Below are 17,242 nucleotides of genomic sequence, written 5' to 3'. Positions count from 1 at the left end.
TTTTAAAATTAAGAATTATTGTCGTAAGATTAGAATTTTAATTGCAAAAAACTAAAATTTAAAAATTATGTTAGTCGAATTAACTGAAGATACATTACAAGATTTAATTTCCAAAAACGAAAAAGTAGTAGTTCAATTTTCTGCATCATGGTGTGGAAACTGCCGAATTATTAAACCAAAATTCAAAAAATTAGCAACTGAGAACGAATCAATCACTTTTGCTCTAGTAGATGCCGAAAACTTTCCCGAATCTAGAAAGCTTGCAAATGTAAGTAATTTACCAACATTTGCTACTTTTGTAAATGGTAAATTAGTGAATGAGACCCAAACAAATAAGCAAGAAGTTTTAATTGAGTTAGTAAACGAAATTGTTTAAATGTGTAATAGGTTACACGGCTAAGTCAATTATAAATATTCCCACAACTGAATTGACAAATTAAAGATCATCAAAATAAACATTAAAAAATGAAATTACCTGTAATAAAGCATTTGACACAATTTATAGAAGAAAATGATGAAGATTATATTATAGAAACTATTGATGTTCTTGAGGCTATGACTGAAATACCATCACTAAAAGACGAAGAATTAGATGTAATAGGTGAATTAATTTCAAACATGTACGGTGCTCTAGAAGTAAATAAACTAGTCAAAAGTGGAACTGATAAAAAAGAAGCTCTTAATACTTTTATGAAAAGAGTATTAGGATCTATAGACAAATAGAACTATCATTAAATATTGTAAAACGCACTCCGAAACGAGTGCGTTTTTTATTTTAAATGAAAATGAACTGAAGTTTAGTGCAATAAAAACTAATGTCTAAAAGACAAACTTTATACCGTTACTTCTGAACAAAATCTTAAAAAATTTTCATACTTTTGAACCTCACAAAAAAACAAACAACATGGCTTCAATTACATTAGGAGGAAATCCAATACATACATCAGGAGATTTACCAGCAGTAGGTGCTAAAATGGCTGATTTTAAATTAATTAATACTGATCTTGCAGTAGTGTCTTTAAGTGATTTTACAGGTAAAAAAGTAGTTTTAAATATTTTTCCAAGTGTAGATACTGGAACATGTGCAGCATCAGTTAGACAGTTTAATAAAAATGCAAGTACATTAGAAAACACAACTGTTTTATGTATTTCTAGAGATCTACCATTTGCTCAAAAACGTTTTTGCGCAGCTGAAGGCTTAGAAAATGTAGTTAATTTATCTGATTTTAAAAATGGTGACTTCGGTAAAATTAATGGTTTAGAAATGACTGAAGGTCCATTAGCTGGATTGCATTCAAGAGTGATAATTATTCTTGATGAAAATGGAATAGTTACTTACACAGAGCAAGTAGGCGAAATTGCACATGAGCCAAACTACGAAGCTGCAATAGCAGCACTTTAATACTTCCTAATGGAATTTCAAAAAGACAATTCATTTATCACAGGGCGTCTTAAAAGTTTAACTTTTGCCTGTCAAGGAGCTATAAAACTAATCACTACTGAGCATAGTGTCATGGTTCAATTCTCATTAGGAATTATCATGACCATTGTAGGTTTTTATTTTGGAATTTCTAAAACAGAATGGCTTTTTCAAACAATGGCAATTGGATTAGTTTTAAGTGTTGAAGGATTGAACACCGCGGTAGAGAAAATAGCTGATTTTATTCATCCTAATTATCACGAAAAAATTGGGTTTATCAAAGATATTGCCGCCGGAGCTGTTTTTTTTGCTGCATTGACCGCAATCGTAATTGGTTTAACAATATACATACCTTATTTTATCTAGGTATTATTACAAATTAGAATGGCTAAAATATTAAAAACTGCTTCTTCGACAAAAAAAACGGATAAAACAGTAGAAACTAAAAATCCAGCAAGGCTAAGTAAACAACAGAAAATTGTTTTAGGATCCTTGTTGGTTTTATTTTCTGTAGCTTTACTTGTTGCCTTTATATCATTTTTTATATACGGTCAAGAAGATCAAAGCGCCGTTCAAGAATTTGGTGACAGGACAGAAGTTGTTGGAAACTGGTTAGGGAAATTTGGTGCTTTTTTATCTGATTTACTCATTTATAAGGGTTTTGGACTAGCTGCTTTTATTTTTGTTCGCTTGTTTTTTCTGACAGGAATATATTTAGTTCTAGGAATCAGTGTTCATAAACTTAAAAATATCTGGTTTTGGGACTTATTTATAATCATAATATCATCCGTATTATTTGGCTTTTTTGCAACTTCCACACCTGAACTAGGTGGAACAATTGGATATGAATTAAATTTATTTTTACAAGACTATCTCGGAAAAACAGGGACATTACTCGTTTTACTATTTGGATTAATAATTTACATTATTTTCAAATTACAACTTTCTCCTGACAGTATTCAGTCATTTTTTACTGGTTCTAAAAGTGAATATTCTTCTGCTGTAACAAGTAATTCTCTCAATCAAAAAACAGGAAATTACAATTTAGAAGAGTTTGCTGTGGCAGACGAAGAAGAAGTAGACAACATTCATTTAAAAACGGCTGGTTCTCAGTTTGAAATTAACAAAGAGGCCTTAAAACCAACTATTAGCAATTCATCTGATATTAGTAGAAGCACCGCCACTAAGCCGCTTACTATGGAGGTTACTCCTCCTCCACTTCCAGAAGTTATATTATCAGCTGCTGATTCATTTGTCATAGAAACAGCACCTGAGGAGGATATCATTGAAGAAAATCTAGCTTCGAGACTAGTTGCTGATTTTGGGTTATTTGATCCCACATTGGATTTATCTAATTACAAATTCCCAACAATTGATTTACTAAAAGAATATTCAACTGGCGGAATTACTATTAATCAACAAGAATTAGAGGAAAATAAAAACCGAATTGTTGATACGCTTCGCAATTATAAAATTGAAATTGCACAAATTAAGGCGACTGTTGGACCATCAGTAACTTTATATGAAATTGTACCCGAAGCTGGAATTAGAATTTCTAAAATAAAAAGTTTAGAAGATGATATCGCGTTATCACTTTCGGCATTAGGAATTCGGATAATTGCCCCTATTCCAGGAAAGGGAACTATAGGTATTGAAGTTCCGAATAAAAATCCGACGATGGTTTCTATGAAAAGTGTCATTGGCTCTGCCAAATTTCAAGAAGCTGAAATGGAATTACCAATTGCATTAGGGAAAACAATTTCGAATGAAACATTCGTAGTTGATTTAGCTAAAATGCCACACTTGTTAATGGCTGGAGCAACTGGCCAAGGAAAATCGGTAGGTTTAAACGCTGTTTTGACTTCGCTATTATATAAAAAACATCCTGCAGAAGTTAAATTTGTTTTGGTTGACCCAAAAAAAGTAGAATTAACTCTTTTTAATAAAATTGAAAGACATTATCTAGCCAAACTACCCGATATGGATGATGCCATTATCACTGATAATGCTAAGGTGGTTAACACCTTGAATTCTCTTTGCGTAGAAATGGATAATCGTTACTCATTGCTTAAAGATGCAATGGTGAGAAATATCAAGGAATACAATGATAAATTCAAAGCTCGAAAATTAAATCCTGAAAACGGACATCGATTTTTACCTTATATCGTTTTAGTTGTTGACGAATTTGCCGATTTAATTATGACGGCAGGAAAAGAAGTTGAAGTTCCTATTGCTAGACTAGCACAACTGGCCAGGGCTATTGGAATTCACTTAATTATTGCAACACAAAGACCATCTGTAAATGTAATTACAGGACTTATAAAGGCCAATTTCCCCGCTAGGATAGCCTTTAGAGTAACCTCTAAAATTGACTCGCGAACAATTCTTGATACTCAAGGTGCTGATCAATTAATAGGTCGTGGAGACATGCTTTACACTAATGGAAATGATGTAGTGCGCGTACAATGTGCCTTTATAGATACTCCCGAAGTAGAAAAAATTACTGAATTTATTGGTTCCCAAAAAGCATACGCTACCGCTTATTTACTTCCCGAGTTTGTTGGGGAGGAAAGTGGCATTAATCTTGATGTTGATATTAGTGATAGAGATACCTTATTTAGAGAAGCCGCTGAGATTATTGTAAATGCACAACAGGGATCAGCTTCTTTATTACAACGAAAATTAAAGTTAGGCTACAATAGAGCTGGTCGCTTGATCGATCAACTAGAAGCGGCTGGAATCGTCGGACCATTTGAAGGCAGTAAAGCACGAAGCGTTAACATTTTAGATATGAGTTCTCTTGATCAATTTTTCAGTAATGAACAAAATAAATAACAAAATGAAATTAAGCAATCAGGATTTTAGAAAAAATTATCTTCAAGGAATGACAAAAAAAATCATTTTCATCACAACAGTATTACTTTTTAGTTTTACAATACAAGCTCAAGATAGAAAAGCAAAACAATTATTAGACGAGGTGACTGCTAAAGTGAAAAGTTACAATAATATGACAATTGACTTTAAATATTCTTTAAACAATTCCAAAGAAAACATTAACCAAGACAGTAAAGGAAATGTTACCATGAAAGGAAATCAGTACGTTTTAAACTTCATGGGTGTTACAAAGATTTTTGATGGAAAAAAAACATATACCATCGTTCCTGAAGATGAAGAAGTCACTATCTCCACGGTTAATGAAAATGATGATAATGCCATCACACCTTCTAAGATGTTAACCTTTTTTAATTCTGGCTACAAATACAATATGGATATTTTACAAAACGTAAAAGGTAGAAAAATTCAATATATTAAATTAGTTTCTACAAATCCAAAAGATACAAGGAAAGAGGTTCTACTTGGAATCGATGTGCAAACAAAACACATCTATAATTTAATTGAAGTTGGAAAAAAAGGTACAAAAACAACATTAACGGTTAATTCTTTTAAAACCAACCAACCTTTGTCAAAAAATCAATTTACATTTGCGGGGAGTAAATATCCAAATTACTACATCAACAAATTAGATTAATGCGCTAAGTGAAAATTCTTGACAAATACTTATTAAAAACCTTTCTGACTACATTTACCACTGTATTTGTTATCTTGTTTTTTATATTTATACTACAAACGGTTTGGTTATTTATAGCTGAATTGGCTGGGAAAGATTTAGATTTATTAATGATTATAAAATTCTTAGCTTTTTCAATGCCAAGGATTGTTCCACTTGTTTTACCGCTATCAATTCTATTAGCTTCTATTATGACTTTTGGAAATTTAGCTGAAAACTATGAATTTGCCGCAATGAAGTCATCTGGAATTTCGTTACAAAGAGCGATGCGTAGTTTAACTGTTTTTATTATTTTATTGAGTATAGTTGCTTTTTTCTTTTCCAATAATGTTATTCCATTTGCAGAATATAAATTTATTAATTTTCGGAAAAATATTGCACAAGTAAAACCAGCTTTAGCTATTGCAGAAGGGCAATTTAGTGATGTGGGTTTTTACAATATTAAAGTAAATAAAAAAAGTGGTGCACAAGGAAATACCTTAACTGGTATAACGATTCACAAGAAATCTCAATCAGGAGACGGAAGTAAAACTGTGATAAAAGCGAAAGATGGTGAACTAATAAGCAGCGAGCAATCCAGTATTTTGCAATTGGTTCTAAATGACGGCTATTACTACGAAGACATCGTTCCTAAAAATTATGTTGATCGAGAAAAATTGCCCTTTGTTAAAAGTTCTTTTAAAAAGCAAATTATTAATATTGATTTATCTGAATTAAATAAGGTTGATGTTAATGAAGAGTCCGTTGCGAGCAGTAATACCATGTTAACCGTTAATGAGCTAAATTACACTTTAGATTCGCTTAACAAGAATATGAAAACCGACATTATCGCTTTTTCAGAAAACAGTAACACTCGAATTACCTATCCAGAGAAAAGTAAAAAAGTAGTTGTTAAAAAGAATAAACCATTGCCTAACAATCTTTTATCTTTATATTCAAATCAAGAAAAATCTAATATTTTGCAGTTAGCAAGTAGTACTATTGAGAGTACAATTTATACAATAGACTCATCAAACACTGACTTACTAAATAAGCAAAAAAACATCAATAATCATCTTTTAGCATTTTACGATAAGTTTGTAATTGTTTTTGCCTGCTTTTTAATGTTTTTTATTGGCGCTCCTTTAGGTGCTATTATTCGCAAAGGTGGTTTAGGACTTCCAATAGTTTTTGCTATTTTAATTTTTATCACATTTCACTTTATAAATACTTTTGGTAAAAGATTAGCGCAAGAAAACGGAATGACACCATTCATGGGAGCGTGGCTATCCTCCTTCGTGCTGACTCCTCTAGCTGTTTTACTGACTTATCGAGCTACAAACGATATTGGATTGATAAGTATGGACGTTATACTAGCGCCATTCCAAAAAATTCTTAAAAAATTATTCCCAACACAAAACTAAAACCTGAAATGGACTTAAATAAAATACAACTCAATACAATTGAAGAAGCGATAGAAGATATTCGTCAAGGAAAAATTATAATTGTAGTTGATGACGAAGACCGCGAAAATGAAGGTGATTTTTTAGCTGCTGCTGAAAAAGTAACTCCTGAAATGATTAATTTTATGGCTACTCACGGTCGTGGATTGATATGTGCGCCATTGACAGAAAGTCGCTGCAAGGAATTAGGTTTGCATGTGATGGTAACCAATAATACAGATCCAATGGAAACCGCTTTTACAGTTTCAGTGGATTTAAAAGGAAATGGTGTGACAACAGGAATATCAGCAGCAGATAGAGCGAAAACGATATTAGCTTTAGTAAATGCAGAGACAAAGCCACACGAACTAGCACGACCAGGACATATATTTCCTCTAATTGCAAAACAAGGCGGAGTTCTTAGACGTACTGGACATACTGAAGCTGCTATAGATTTTGCTCGACTCGCTGGATTTAAATCAGCTGGTGTCATAGTTGAAATTATGAATGACGATGGATCAATGGCACGTTTACCGCAACTCGTTGAAGTAGCTCGTAAATTCAGCTTAAAATTGGTTTCAATTGAAGATCTTGTGGCGTATAGAATGCAACACGATAGTTTGATCATTAAGAAAGAGGATTTTGATATTCAGACTCGTTTTGGGACCTTTAGACTTCGAGCGTATCAGCAAACTACGAATAAGCAAATCCATATTGCACTTACAAAAGGAACATGGAATTTAGGCGAATCTATTTTAACAAGAATCAATTCTTCTCAAGTAAATAATGATCTTTTAGGAACGTTAACAAATAATGCTGATCAGCAATTAGACGATATGTTTAAAGTAATTAATGAAGAAGGAAAAGGTGCGGTTATCTTTATTAACCAAGATATGCAGTCCATTAATTTTTTAAATCGGCTTGCTGAGTTAAGACTTTTACAAAGCGAAGGTGTTATGAAAGCTCCAAAACTTATTATTGACAGTAAGGATTTTGGAATAGGTGCTCAAATTTTACACGATATTGACATTTCGAAAATTAGATTAGTATCCAATACAGAAGGAACGAAGCGCGTTGGAATGATTGGTTACAACTTAGAGATCACAGAATATGTAAGCTACTAGCTGAATCGTACATTGATTTTTAAAATAATTATTATGTTAAAGTGAACAAAATGAAACATTTAAAAATTACTTTAAAAAACGATAGTAATTTTTATCCTTTTTCTTTTTGTAAATCGAAAAAGGTGTTTATATTTGCAATCGCAATCAGATAACGGTTGTCGCTCACTGGAGAAATGGCAGAGCGGTCGAATGCGGCAGTCTTGAAAACTGTTGACTGTAACAGGTCCGGGGGTTCGAATCCCTCTTTCTCCGCCACATGAAGTTTCAAAAGAAACTTTAAAAGTCAAAAGCCTTTAAATACTAGTATTTAAAGGCTTTTTTGTTTTTTGTCAAGACTCAAAAGACACATATACTATCAAAGGCTAGTGTCCCTATTAGTGACCCTCTTATGGATATGCAAATAAAACCTGCAGTATAAGTTAAGCTACATTTTTGTAATTAATTTGATTATTAAATTCTTCAATAGTTGCATAATTCAAAGCAGAGTGTCTCCTTTTTCTGTTGTACCAAATTTCAATGTATTCAAAAATTTCCAGTTTCTTTTGTTCTTTAGAAATCAGTTTGTTCCCATAAATCAATTCCGTTTTCAAAGATTTGAAGAAGCTTTCCGCCACAGCATTATCCCAGCAATTTCCTTTACGACTCATACTGCGGGTTATTTTTTTATAGGAATCAAGAAAATTTACAAACTTTTTACTGGCATATTGGACACCTCTGTCAGAATGAAAAATCAAACCTTCATCAATATCGCGGTTTTTAACCGCCATTTTCCAAGCTCCAAGCGTAGTTTCTTCTGCACTCATTCCGTCACTCAAACTCCAATCGATAATTTTTCTGTCGTATAAATCCATAATAGTGGTCAGGTATACAAACCCCTCTTTAGTTTGGATATATGTAATATCCGAAACCCAAGCTTTTGAAGGCATTTTGATAGGAAACTCTCTGTTTAACACATTTTCGACAACTAAATAATTATGATTTGAGTTGGTTGTAACTTTGAACTTCTTGCTTAATTTGCTTCGTAAGCCAAGTTCTTTCATATATTTTGCTACTGTAATTCTTGAAACTTTATAACCTAAATGCTGTAATTCCAATGTTATTCTAGGACTTCCATATCTTTGTTTGGTTGCAAAATAAATCAATGTTATCTGTTCTTTTAGGGTAATTTTTAGTTGTTGTCTTGCTGTGATTGCTTGTTTTTTCCAACGGTAATAACTTCCGCAGCTCACTTGTAAGACTTTGCACATTTTTTCAATCGGAAATACTTGTTCATTGTTTTAAATGAAACTATAAATCATCGACCGCTCTTGGAAAAAATGCCGATTGCTATTTTTAATATATCACGTTCTAACTCGGCATCTTTGAGTCTTTTCTCCAGTTCATGGATTTTTTCTTGCTCGGGAGTGAGTTTTAAATTTCCTTTCCCAGGAAAAATTCCTTCTCCAAAATCCTCGAACTCTTTACGCCATTTATACAACTGTGGTGCTGTGACTCCTAACTCTCTGGCGAGTTCTGATACATTTGTTCTCTCATAACTCAATTGAACAGCTTTTTCTTTAACAGCTTTATCATAAATTTTGCGGACTTCTTTCATAGGCTAAAATTAAGATTATTTCTTAACTTTATGTGTAGGCTAAGTTAGCATGTCCAGATCCATCAACTTACTTTCAGCAGTAAAAAGTGGTACAACTTTCGAAATAAAGCTTAAGAATTTTAAAATATGTTAGACCTAAAATCAAAGTTTCAAAGAGTAATGCTCATCGATAACAATACTATTGACCTCTATCTTACTTCTAAAATAATGACAAAAAATAATTTTGGAGAGAAAATTGAAAAGTATACTTCAGCCATTAAAGCATTGACATTTTTACAAGAAAATCAGGCTGATTTTAATAAATTGCCTCAAATAATTTTTGTAGATATTTATATGCCTCAAATGTCAGGATTCGAATTTATGTTGAAATACGACAAACTGTCTTCCGATTTAAAAAAATATTGTAAAGTTTATATTATATCGTCTTCAATAGATGAATATGATATTAAAAGAGCAAAGGATGATTTAAATATTGTCGCTTTCCAAGTTAAAACGATTACAAAAGAATTTCTTGAAAGTATCTCCTCTGAACAAAAATAAATTCCTATTTTTCATTTAAAAAATAAAAAAATTGCATCGAGCAATTATAGCTTTTCATATTATTCTTTATCAAAAACAATCACAAAAACATGATTCAAATTGATCCTTAATGAAAAAATAAAATTGTTTAGATAAAATATTAAAGAATACCTTATGTTTTAAAAAAGGAAATTTATATCTTTTGTATGATATAGGAATATTTAAAATCGATTCTTCACGTGCCCTTTTTTTTTTAGGTCCTGCTCCGTAATCAATGGATAAGAAAATAGGATTAACCACAATATTAATTGACGATTTTTGAAAAGCAGTTAACAAATGCGTAGTTGCATTCTTTTAGTATTTTATTTTATGGGAGTGCCAGTCGGTCCTGCTTTTATTATAATAAAAAGTGCTAAAGAAGCGTCGCATAACCCTCGAAAATTCAGTCTCGTTTAATTTTTTTAGAATATCCTTTTCACTTATTCACTTACTTTCATCGATTGTACATTTTTATTTCCCCTTATAAAACTGCCTTTTGGTAGTCTACAAAACCCTTAAAAAATAGGAAAAATAAGAATGTATTCTTTCTGCGACTAAGAGATGAATCCTGAAAATAAAGTCTTTCTCGGGATGGATTTTTCACTGTTCTTATGCATCTCCAAGTGTAGTGTTGGGATATAACTATCTTATTTTAAATTTTAGAAAATAAACAGTGTAGCGTCTCTCTTCTTTTAAAAACGCTAAGTTGTACACTCTAAACATTTTGCTCATTGGCTTTTTTGAAACGGATCGTATTTGCTATTGCACTTCGGTTTCCTTATAAATAGTTGAATCATTAGTTTCTTCCTGATATAGAATAAATTCAACATTATCGACAATAGCTCCTTCACTGCCATTATCAATTACAAAATCTGTGTTTACAGACTCGACCCTAAGCTGTAATTTTTGTAATTGAATCGAATCTATTCTGGCAGAATACTGGCCTGATATCAAACCTAGATATCCAAAAAAACCATCTGCTTCAGAAAGGACTGAGGTAACAAAGTCGCCACCATCTCTATAAATATTAATTTTTAAACCACTGGCTCCTGTAATCTCTCCATTTTTACTATATTGGACCATCCCAGCAACTTCTCCCATAACAGAAATAGGAATTTCAATTGTTCTTAATTGATTCGCATTTAGGATAATATTTAAGGTTTTATCTTTTAGCCGCCAAGCAATGTTATTAACTTTAGCAGTACTAAGGGTAACGAAATTTTTTACATAGGGTTCTAATCCAGTAATTATCGTAATCCCTTCTTTTGCATTTAGAATTTTCGTACCACCATTCAGGGTAACTTCTACCCCCCTTACAGACTGTTCATTAATATCTCTCTTTCCGTCGCCATTTAGATCTAAAAACGGTTCGAATTTCACACTCGCTTTACTAATGTTATTATTACCATTAAATTCTACAAAATCGGCATGGGGTTCAAAAATCAAACTTCCTTTGGCTAATTGTGAAAAAGAGGATCCGTTTTTATTAATATTGCTCGAAAATCCTGCATTTGAGAACTTAAAATTATACTGAAAACCAATTTGCAAGGAACTAGAATTATATTTAAAATCCCAGTCAAAGGAGGCTTGAAGGAATCCTTTTTTGAAAAGCTTTTTTCTTAGTTGAGCACTTAGGGAAGTAATTTCCGCCGCATGGTATTCATATCTAATATTGGGAGTTAAGACAAATCCTTTTGGGAATCGCAACGAGCTAGATAAAGTACTAAAGACGAAAGGTTTTATGGTACTTGTAAAATAAGAACTGGTGATGAGATTAATGTTTAGTTTGTAAATCATTCCAGAGAATGCTAATTCTGATATTGTAAACTTACCTGTAGGATAAATATTTTCTTGAACGGTAAAGCGCGAAACTCCTGAAATAAGAGATGTACGCACAGGAACACTTAATCTAGCTTTGCGCACCTCTGAATAATTAAATCGAACTGCGTCTTGACCTTTTTCATATTTTGTATAATCTAAATCTACATGTACGTTCTTTATCGAAGAAAAATTTAGGTTTCCCGTATATTTCACTTTAGAATAATATCCTCCTGAAACAAACAATTGATTTGCTAACCTAATGGAAGAGCCAAAATAAGGAATGAAGTTATTTTTTTTACTCGATGAAACATATTCAAGTCCTCCTTCAATAGTGATGTAATCTGAAAGACCATAACTTGCTTTTGCATTTGCAAATAAACTTTTTTTATCCTCTTCTATAATTCCGGAACTTAAGTTGTACTCTAATTTGTTTTGTGAAAGAAAATAAAAAGGAATAACCAATTGTTTGGTGGACAATTCTTCTTCTCCCCAAAGTCCATAATATCGGACTGAAACGTCTGTTTTTCCATAGAGAAGGGGAACAGTAAAGGAGAAAAAACCAGTGGCATCGGCTTTTGTGTAGTCAACTAATATATTATTGATATAAAGTTCTACCGTCCATTCTGGTTTTGTATAATCACTCAACAAATAGGTGCTAAAAGATTTTCTAGCGGTCGTCTTTGCATTTGTGATGTGGGCACCAATGATAGGACTAACTATGGTAGTTGTTAATGAATTTGCTATTTTTCCCGCTGAAATCTGAGTTAAGTATTGGTTGTTATTATCCACATAACGCCATCGGTAGTATTGATTTCTTGATAAAATAGCTTGATTATTAGTGTAGTTGAATGAACTTGCAAACTCACCTCCAGCAATTATCCCTCCTAGACCTAGACGAAGTTGTTCTTGATTTATTCCATTAGATCGCTGAGTCATGTTTAACTCCCAATCCGCATTACTAAAATGAAATAAGGGATTATCTCTTCTGATAGTAGTGTCCGCTATAAATCCGTAATTACTTTTATTGAGAGTTGAGCGGATCTTGAGTAACCGAGCTTCTCTTACCGAAGGGAGCTCAAGGCTTGACGACATAGAAATAGATAAGTCTCTGAATGAAAATGTATTCTCTAATTCAAAGACGGAATTAAAATAGCTTGCTTTTAAATATAAATTATTATTAATATGAATTAAATCTTCCGGTGGTATTTGGATAACTTTCCCTTTGTAAGAGATTGTATGTACCGTTTCATCAATATGGAAAACATTATTTTCATTAATAAAAAAACCAGCTAGAACACTGTAACTCTCATTATGTTCGTTTTTAATTTTCAAAAAATCAAATACTTCCGGTACTGACAAATAGACTTCTTGCCTCTGATTGATTAGTGTAGAAATTTCAATACTTCCTACGTTTTGTACTTTAAGAGCTATCAATACTTCCTCTAATTGTGATTTTTGCGCGAATGACGGAACCGAATATCCAAATAACAGAAGAAGGTGTAATAACAGAAAAGAGGATCTGTTTTTAGTTAATAACCAACAAGAGAAAGCGAATTCGAGTAAAGACTTTGCTGGTTTTTTAGTATCACAAATACGCATTATAGATTAAAAAGTTACTTTTTTTGAATTATTTTGTAAAGCAGAAAATAAATTATCTTATAGGTTTGATTTACTTTAGATATATCTTGAGTCTATATTCTAATACTTGTTTATCATTGCTTAATCTAGATCTAAAGTTGCTTCGGCGTAAAGCGTACCTTTGCTTAATGTACTATAACGAACTTCTAATTTTCCTTTAGAATAATCTATGTTTTGGCTTTTGTCTAATTCTATTTTAGATTTCCGTAGGTTTCCTGGACTATAAATAGCAAATCCTTTTATTGTAGCTACTTTTTTTCTCGTTCCTTCCATAGAAATATGATCTACTTCTATTGTGCCGTATGCTGAACGGTTTCCTTGCCTATTAAAATCTAAAGATAGTAAATTGGTGTACCCATCTTTTGATTTGTCAATTCGTAGACTTGTCAACTGCACTGTCGTGGTACTTTCTCCAATAGTAATAATATTTGCTATTGAAAGACCAAATACGGGAACTAGACTAATAAGTAGTTCCTTTGCTTTGTGATCTGTTGTGTTAATTGCTTCTTGTTGTAATGCACTTGATTTTTGAACAGCTCTAAAATAGAGGTGGGAGCGGTATTCTCCCATCTTTAATTCACTAGTTTTAATAAGTTGTATTTTAATGTTTTGAGATTCATTGGGTGCTAAGGTGATAGTTCTTGGATAATAACGGAGATAAGGTGTAGCGAAATTTTGACCGTCTTCGGCCACTTCAATTGCATTGAAACTACCATCTTCTCCCATTCTAATTTCACTATAAGACAAGGTATAGGTCGCGGTATCTTTACCTACATTGCTTAAATTAACCGTTTCAACTTTTTTTTTGATACCGTCAAAACTGATGCGTTTTGGAAATACTAATAAATCACCTTGTGCGATTGTGGTATAGGAAAAACATAAAAATAAGGAAAATGCTAAAATAATTTTTTCGTTCATGACTGAGGATGCTTATCGCAACTTTTAAGAGATAGCTAAAGTAACTTTTAAAAAAAAGAGTGCTCCACAGGAAGCACTCTTTAATACAATAAATTAGTTGTAATTTACGGTCACCGTTAAATCTTCTGCATTGGCATAGGTGTCTGCTTCTTGACCCGCTTTTACATTTAGCGTACCACCTACAGTCAAAGTTTGAGTACCAGATGTCAGTACTCCTGCAGTAGTGCTTGGCGAACTAATAAACGATCCCAAAGACATTGTGTTAGCCGGCGTAAGCCCAGCAAGTGTAATATCAGCTGTAGGTAACGTAACATTGTACGTATAATCAGCTTGACCACTTACTGTAAAACTTGCTGCTGTAACATCGCCAGATGTTGTTGGTAACGTTACTCCACCTGTTGTAGATCGAACTCCACCGGGAGTCATTATTACAGTTCCTGAAATTGTAGTAACAGCTACATTACCAAAATTCAGATCAATCTGTTTAGTAATTGAAATTGGTGTAACAATCGTTGCTCCAGATGCTGCGGTTGCAGTTGCTTGAGCATTAGCAGTTGTTGACACGGCAACTAAGGCAGTAATTAACGTAACAATAGACGTAATTTTTTTCATAATAATAAATAATTTAGGTTAAAAAAATGATGTTTATGACAATCAAATTATGGGTCAAAGGTATCTTGTTTTATTTAAAAAAAACCGATTAAAGTCAATTATAATCGACAAAATGTATATATTTATTTTTTTAATAAGAAAATTATCTTTTTAATATTTTATGTATTCACACATTTTAATTGCGATAAATGGTAACTGTGTACAAAATTTTGTAATTATAAAGGTATCTCGGTATGGGTTATCCTAATGAAAAAGAGGATGGTACAAAAATTTTCTACAATATTTTTTTTTTAGTTTTTTTTAGTTTTTGTTTACGTGTTTGTCCCGTTCTAAAATTCCTCTACCTAAAAAGTATCCTGCTGAGAAAAGCTCGAAGGTATCGCTATGCAAGGTGAAGATTGAAAACCTACATTTCTATTACAAATGATCCAAAAAATGGCGACAGGAATAGTTTTAATTTCTTAGTTAAAGAAAGAATAGAGCATATAATTCATAGTAAAGTAGGTGCGAAGCACAACAATATGTTTAGTAAATAGCACACTGCGAATCGCTTTGATACCAAACAAAAGCAGTGGTAACGCAAGCAAAAAAATCATTAGTTTTCAGTTTGGGCTCTCATTTTGCTTAACCCAAAGGTCACTACAACTAGGGTTAAACTTAATTATATACTTCTTATTGAGACTTTTAAGCAGCAGTAAAACTAGAAAACTAACTATTGCTCCAAGAAAAACTAAGATAATAGTTTTTAACATATCTTTAGAGATAATATTGGGCACAATACTCAACAAAATTCCTAAATTAGTGCCTGATTTTAAAGTAAGATTAATCTCTATCGCTTCTAGATTTTGGAATTATTTCTTGTTCTGCCTTCAACAGGGCTGCTTCATCAACTGTAACCTGACTGATAGCAGAAATAACCCCTCCAGCAACAGCGATATATCCTGCAATACTGACTACAGCAACAGGCAAAACAATTTCCGCCGCAATCACACTCCCGCTTATATTCAATAAAGCCAATCCAATGTTTTTCCAAATCCTAAAAAGCTTAGAAGTTGGACCTTTCACTCGTTTTATTAAATTCATAATTTATTTCTTTATCATTCCCTTTTGGGAATCTGATTGAACACTAATTTTCACTACTTCATCACGTTCCAAAGCTGCGTAAACTAAAGATTTTAGCTTATCCAACGCTTTTCGCGAGGAACGGCCCTTTCCTACTCCACTATGTTGCGTTACAGGAGCAATACAGCCCAACAATTCTTTTTTGGCGTCATTGGCGGGATGGATCAAGATTAAATCTCTTCCTGGAACATTTCTCAAATGCAAGTGCCATTTAAATTTTGGGCTAAACCGCTTCTGCAAAACATATTCTCGTTCCGGAATACAAGAGATACGCCTTTGGTTTCCCAACCAAGGCAATTCGATGGTATAACAAACTAATGTACCGTTCCATTCTAGCATCCCTTGCGTTCCTTCAGGAAAATAGATTCTGGTTAATACTAAACCCATCTTATATCAATTATATTTTTGTATTTATCCGCAAATTTTCTGGTATAATGCCGATATAGTATGAAAATGGTCCAATTTTCATTGGACTATATTGAATACATAATCGGTATTACAATCCGCTTACGCTAACCAAAGCTAACGGGTTGTAGGATCCATTTTTCAAAGGATACATCTGGCCATTTACTTGTTGGTAAAACTCAACACCTAAAGCCAAAAACAACGGTTTTGTGCTATTAGGAGTAACCGCATTTACATGACTAATGGCCATCGTTGGAACCATGTCCCAAGGAGGGATGGCCGTCTCAGAATTTGTAGAAACAAAAGTCTCTGCCTCAAAATCAATTTCAGCACCAGCTGAAATAATTTTAAAGTGAGTCGTTCCTCCGGGAGCAGCAATCATGATTGCCGGTACAAACGACGCCACATCTACCGTTATATCTCCAGATGTTCGGTCGATAGCCCCCTCATAAGGAGCAAACATACTGGTCCCTAATTTCCCCCTGATGTTGAACTCAAACCCAGCAAGCAATTCCGCTTCACCGTCAATCACATTTCGTAACCCACCTACACTGACCATATCAGCTTGGATAACTTTTACCATGGCTTGCGTCAACCGACTTACCACTCTATCGTCCACAGAATTTAAAAGCAACCCTCTCAAAGCCGTTCTTAAAATTTTCCCAGCCTTGCCGGCTCTTCCAAATTCAGAACCGTTCTCACGCGTTCTTTGAAACGCAGGATCATTTTTGATTCTGCTGGCATCGATGCCTCCTTTTTCACGTGCCAAATGCCCGTCTTGGGTCTTGTAAAAAGTAATATCTCCAATAGTACTTTTCAACTTAATTATGCCTTTCTGTCTTGCCATAATTCCTAAAATTTAAGTTTATAAATTAATTTAAAATGAATTCAATCGTCATCCTGTTGCAACACTTATCAATTGATTTGAATACAAATTTTAGCTAAATAGCTGAAATTAAAAAGGCCTAGAAGTCCATTTGGCAGAATCAGACACAGATGGCATAAATCGACCTAAATGACACTTGTGAGTTCGTTACGAGT

17 protein-coding genes and 1 tRNA gene are annotated in these 17,242 nt (G+C 33.0%); 10 read left to right on the top strand and 8 right to left on the bottom strand.

Annotated features, from left to right (window positions below; translation table 11 throughout):
* The first annotated feature begins 67 nt into the window (after positions 1 to 67).
* From BUA99_RS11980 to BUA99_RS11940, 9 genes are all read left to right on the top strand, one after another.
* Entirely contained in the window at positions 68 to 376 is a 309-nt protein-coding gene (locus BUA99_RS11980; RefSeq protein ID WP_072992605.1) for a thioredoxin family protein, read from the top strand.
* An 89-nt stretch (positions 377 to 465) separates the two neighbouring features.
* Positions 466 to 723 (top strand): DUF6952 family protein, encoded by a 258-nt coding sequence (locus tag BUA99_RS11975; RefSeq protein ID WP_072992602.1) that lies wholly within the window; start codon positions 466 to 468, stop codon positions 721 to 723.
* A gap of 181 nt (positions 724 to 904) precedes the next feature.
* Positions 905 to 1,402 (top strand): thiol peroxidase, encoded by a 498-nt coding sequence (gene tpx, locus BUA99_RS11970; RefSeq protein WP_072992600.1) that lies wholly within the window; start codon positions 905 to 907, stop codon positions 1,400 to 1,402.
* A gap of 9 nt (positions 1,403 to 1,411) precedes the next feature.
* A complete protein-coding gene (locus tag BUA99_RS11965) occupies positions 1,412 to 1,786 on the top strand; it encodes a diacylglycerol kinase (RefSeq protein ID WP_072992597.1) in 375 nt (124 codons plus the stop codon).
* An 18-nt stretch (positions 1,787 to 1,804) separates the two neighbouring features.
* Positions 1,805 to 4,255, top strand: coding sequence for a DNA translocase FtsK (locus BUA99_RS11960; protein ID WP_072992596.1), 2,451 nt, complete (start codon positions 1,805 to 1,807; stop codon positions 4,253 to 4,255).
* Positions 4,256 to 4,259: 4 nt separating this feature from the next.
* Positions 4,260 to 4,949, top strand: coding sequence for an outer membrane lipoprotein periplasmic chaperone LolA1 (locus BUA99_RS11955; RefSeq protein ID WP_072992771.1), 690 nt, complete (start codon positions 4,260 to 4,262; stop codon positions 4,947 to 4,949).
* An 8-nt stretch (positions 4,950 to 4,957) separates the two neighbouring features.
* Positions 4,958 to 6,391: an LptF/LptG family permease gene (locus tag BUA99_RS11950; RefSeq protein WP_072992593.1), complete on the top strand. Its 1,434-nt coding sequence runs from the start codon at positions 4,958 to 4,960 to the stop codon at positions 6,389 to 6,391.
* 8 nt (positions 6,392 to 6,399) lie between these two features.
* Positions 6,400 to 7,533 carry a 3,4-dihydroxy-2-butanone-4-phosphate synthase gene (gene ribB / locus BUA99_RS11945; RefSeq protein WP_072992591.1) on the top strand — a complete coding sequence of 378 codons (1,134 nt, stop codon included), beginning with the start codon at positions 6,400 to 6,402 and terminating at the stop codon, positions 7,531 to 7,533.
* A 167-nt stretch (positions 7,534 to 7,700) separates the two neighbouring features.
* A tRNA-Ser gene (locus BUA99_RS11940) sits at positions 7,701 to 7,788 on the top strand.
* Positions 7,789 to 7,952: 164 nt separating this feature from the next.
* Here the strand turns inward: BUA99_RS11940 and BUA99_RS11935 are convergent.
* A complete protein-coding gene (locus BUA99_RS11935; RefSeq protein ID WP_072992588.1) occupies positions 7,953 to 8,780 on the bottom strand; it encodes an IS3 family transposase in 828 nt (275 codons plus the stop codon).
* A gap of 47 nt (positions 8,781 to 8,827) precedes the next feature.
* Positions 8,828 to 9,127 (bottom strand): IS3 family transposase, encoded by a 300-nt coding sequence (locus tag BUA99_RS15420; protein ID WP_072992585.1) that lies wholly within the window; start codon positions 9,125 to 9,127, stop codon positions 8,828 to 8,830.
* A 126-nt stretch (positions 9,128 to 9,253) separates the two neighbouring features.
* Between BUA99_RS15420 and BUA99_RS11925 the strand changes: the two genes are divergently transcribed.
* Complete coding sequence (locus BUA99_RS11925; RefSeq protein WP_072992582.1) at positions 9,254 to 9,667, top strand: response regulator; 414 nt, start codon at positions 9,254 to 9,256, stop codon at positions 9,665 to 9,667.
* Between the two features lie 777 nt (positions 9,668 to 10,444).
* Here the strand turns inward: BUA99_RS11925 and BUA99_RS11915 are convergent.
* The 6 genes from BUA99_RS11915 to BUA99_RS11885 form a co-directional block, all read right to left on the bottom strand.
* Positions 10,445 to 13,105: a hypothetical protein gene (locus BUA99_RS11915; RefSeq protein ID WP_072992576.1), complete on the bottom strand. Its 2,661-nt coding sequence runs from the start codon at positions 13,103 to 13,105 to the stop codon at positions 10,445 to 10,447.
* A 120-nt stretch (positions 13,106 to 13,225) separates the two neighbouring features.
* Positions 13,226 to 14,062, bottom strand: coding sequence for a fimbrial biogenesis chaperone (locus tag BUA99_RS11910; protein WP_072992573.1), 837 nt, complete (start codon positions 14,060 to 14,062; stop codon positions 13,226 to 13,228).
* 93 nt (positions 14,063 to 14,155) lie between these two features.
* On the bottom strand, positions 14,156 to 14,674 hold the full coding sequence (locus BUA99_RS11905; RefSeq protein WP_072992570.1) for a DUF4402 domain-containing protein: 519 nt from the start codon (positions 14,672 to 14,674) through the stop codon (positions 14,156 to 14,158).
* A gap of 822 nt (positions 14,675 to 15,496) precedes the next feature.
* Positions 15,497 to 15,757, bottom strand: a complete 261-nt coding sequence (locus BUA99_RS11895; protein WP_072992564.1) for a hypothetical protein — start codon at positions 15,755 to 15,757, stop codon at positions 15,497 to 15,499.
* Between the two features lie 3 nt (positions 15,758 to 15,760).
* Entirely contained in the window at positions 15,761 to 16,183 is a 423-nt protein-coding gene (locus BUA99_RS11890) for a DUF5675 family protein (protein WP_072992562.1), read from the bottom strand.
* A 109-nt stretch (positions 16,184 to 16,292) separates the two neighbouring features.
* On the bottom strand, positions 16,293 to 17,048 hold the full coding sequence (locus BUA99_RS11885) for a hypothetical protein (RefSeq protein ID WP_072992560.1): 756 nt from the start codon (positions 17,046 to 17,048) through the stop codon (positions 16,293 to 16,295).
* Positions 17,049 to 17,242 lie beyond the last annotated feature (194 nt).

It is taken from the genome of Flavobacterium segetis, from assembly GCF_900129575.1.
GTDB lineage: Bacteria > Bacteroidota > Bacteroidia > Flavobacteriales > Flavobacteriaceae > Flavobacterium > Flavobacterium segetis.
The sequence above is the reverse complement of the archived record's forward strand: the minus strand, read 5'-3'. Positions and strand labels throughout refer to the sequence as shown.

Excerpts from the sequence above, each read along its gene's own strand:
- BUA99_RS11925 (WP_072992582.1), top strand. The coding sequence starts at position 9,254 with ATGTTAGACCTAAAATCAAAGTTTCAAAGAGTAATGCTCATCGATAAC.
- BUA99_RS11960 (WP_072992596.1), top strand. The coding sequence starts at position 1,805 with ATGGCTAAAATATTAAAAACTGCTTCTTCGACAAAAAAAACGGATAAA.
- BUA99_RS11910 (WP_072992573.1), bottom strand. The coding sequence starts at position 14,062 with ATGAACGAAAAAATTATTTTAGCATTTTCCTTATTTTTATGTTTTTCC.
- BUA99_RS11895 (WP_072992564.1), bottom strand. The coding sequence starts at position 15,757 with ATGAATTTAATAAAACGAGTGAAAGGTCCAACTTCTAAGCTTTTTAGG.
- BUA99_RS11965 (WP_072992597.1), top strand. The coding sequence starts at position 1,412 with ATGGAATTTCAAAAAGACAATTCATTTATCACAGGGCGTCTTAAAAGT.
- BUA99_RS11890 (WP_072992562.1), bottom strand. The coding sequence starts at position 16,183 with ATGGGTTTAGTATTAACCAGAATCTATTTTCCTGAAGGAACGCAAGGG.
- BUA99_RS11975 (WP_072992602.1), top strand. The coding sequence starts at position 466 with ATGAAATTACCTGTAATAAAGCATTTGACACAATTTATAGAAGAAAAT.
- BUA99_RS15420 (WP_072992585.1), bottom strand. The coding sequence starts at position 9,127 with ATGAAAGAAGTCCGCAAAATTTATGATAAAGCTGTTAAAGAAAAAGCT.
- ribB (WP_072992591.1), top strand. The coding sequence starts at position 6,400 with ATGGACTTAAATAAAATACAACTCAATACAATTGAAGAAGCGATAGAA.
- BUA99_RS11935 (WP_072992588.1), bottom strand. The coding sequence starts at position 8,780 with ATGTGCAAAGTCTTACAAGTGAGCTGCGGAAGTTATTACCGTTGGAAA.
- BUA99_RS11915 (WP_072992576.1), bottom strand. The coding sequence starts at position 13,105 with ATGCGTATTTGTGATACTAAAAAACCAGCAAAGTCTTTACTCGAATTC.
- BUA99_RS11980 (WP_072992605.1), top strand. The coding sequence starts at position 68 with ATGTTAGTCGAATTAACTGAAGATACATTACAAGATTTAATTTCCAAA.
- BUA99_RS11955 (WP_072992771.1), top strand. The coding sequence starts at position 4,260 with ATGAAATTAAGCAATCAGGATTTTAGAAAAAATTATCTTCAAGGAATG.
- BUA99_RS11885 (WP_072992560.1), bottom strand. The coding sequence starts at position 17,048 with ATGGCAAGACAGAAAGGCATAATTAAGTTGAAAAGTACTATTGGAGAT.
- BUA99_RS11905 (WP_072992570.1), bottom strand. The coding sequence starts at position 14,674 with ATGAAAAAAATTACGTCTATTGTTACGTTAATTACTGCCTTAGTTGCC.
- tpx (WP_072992600.1), top strand. The coding sequence starts at position 905 with ATGGCTTCAATTACATTAGGAGGAAATCCAATACATACATCAGGAGAT.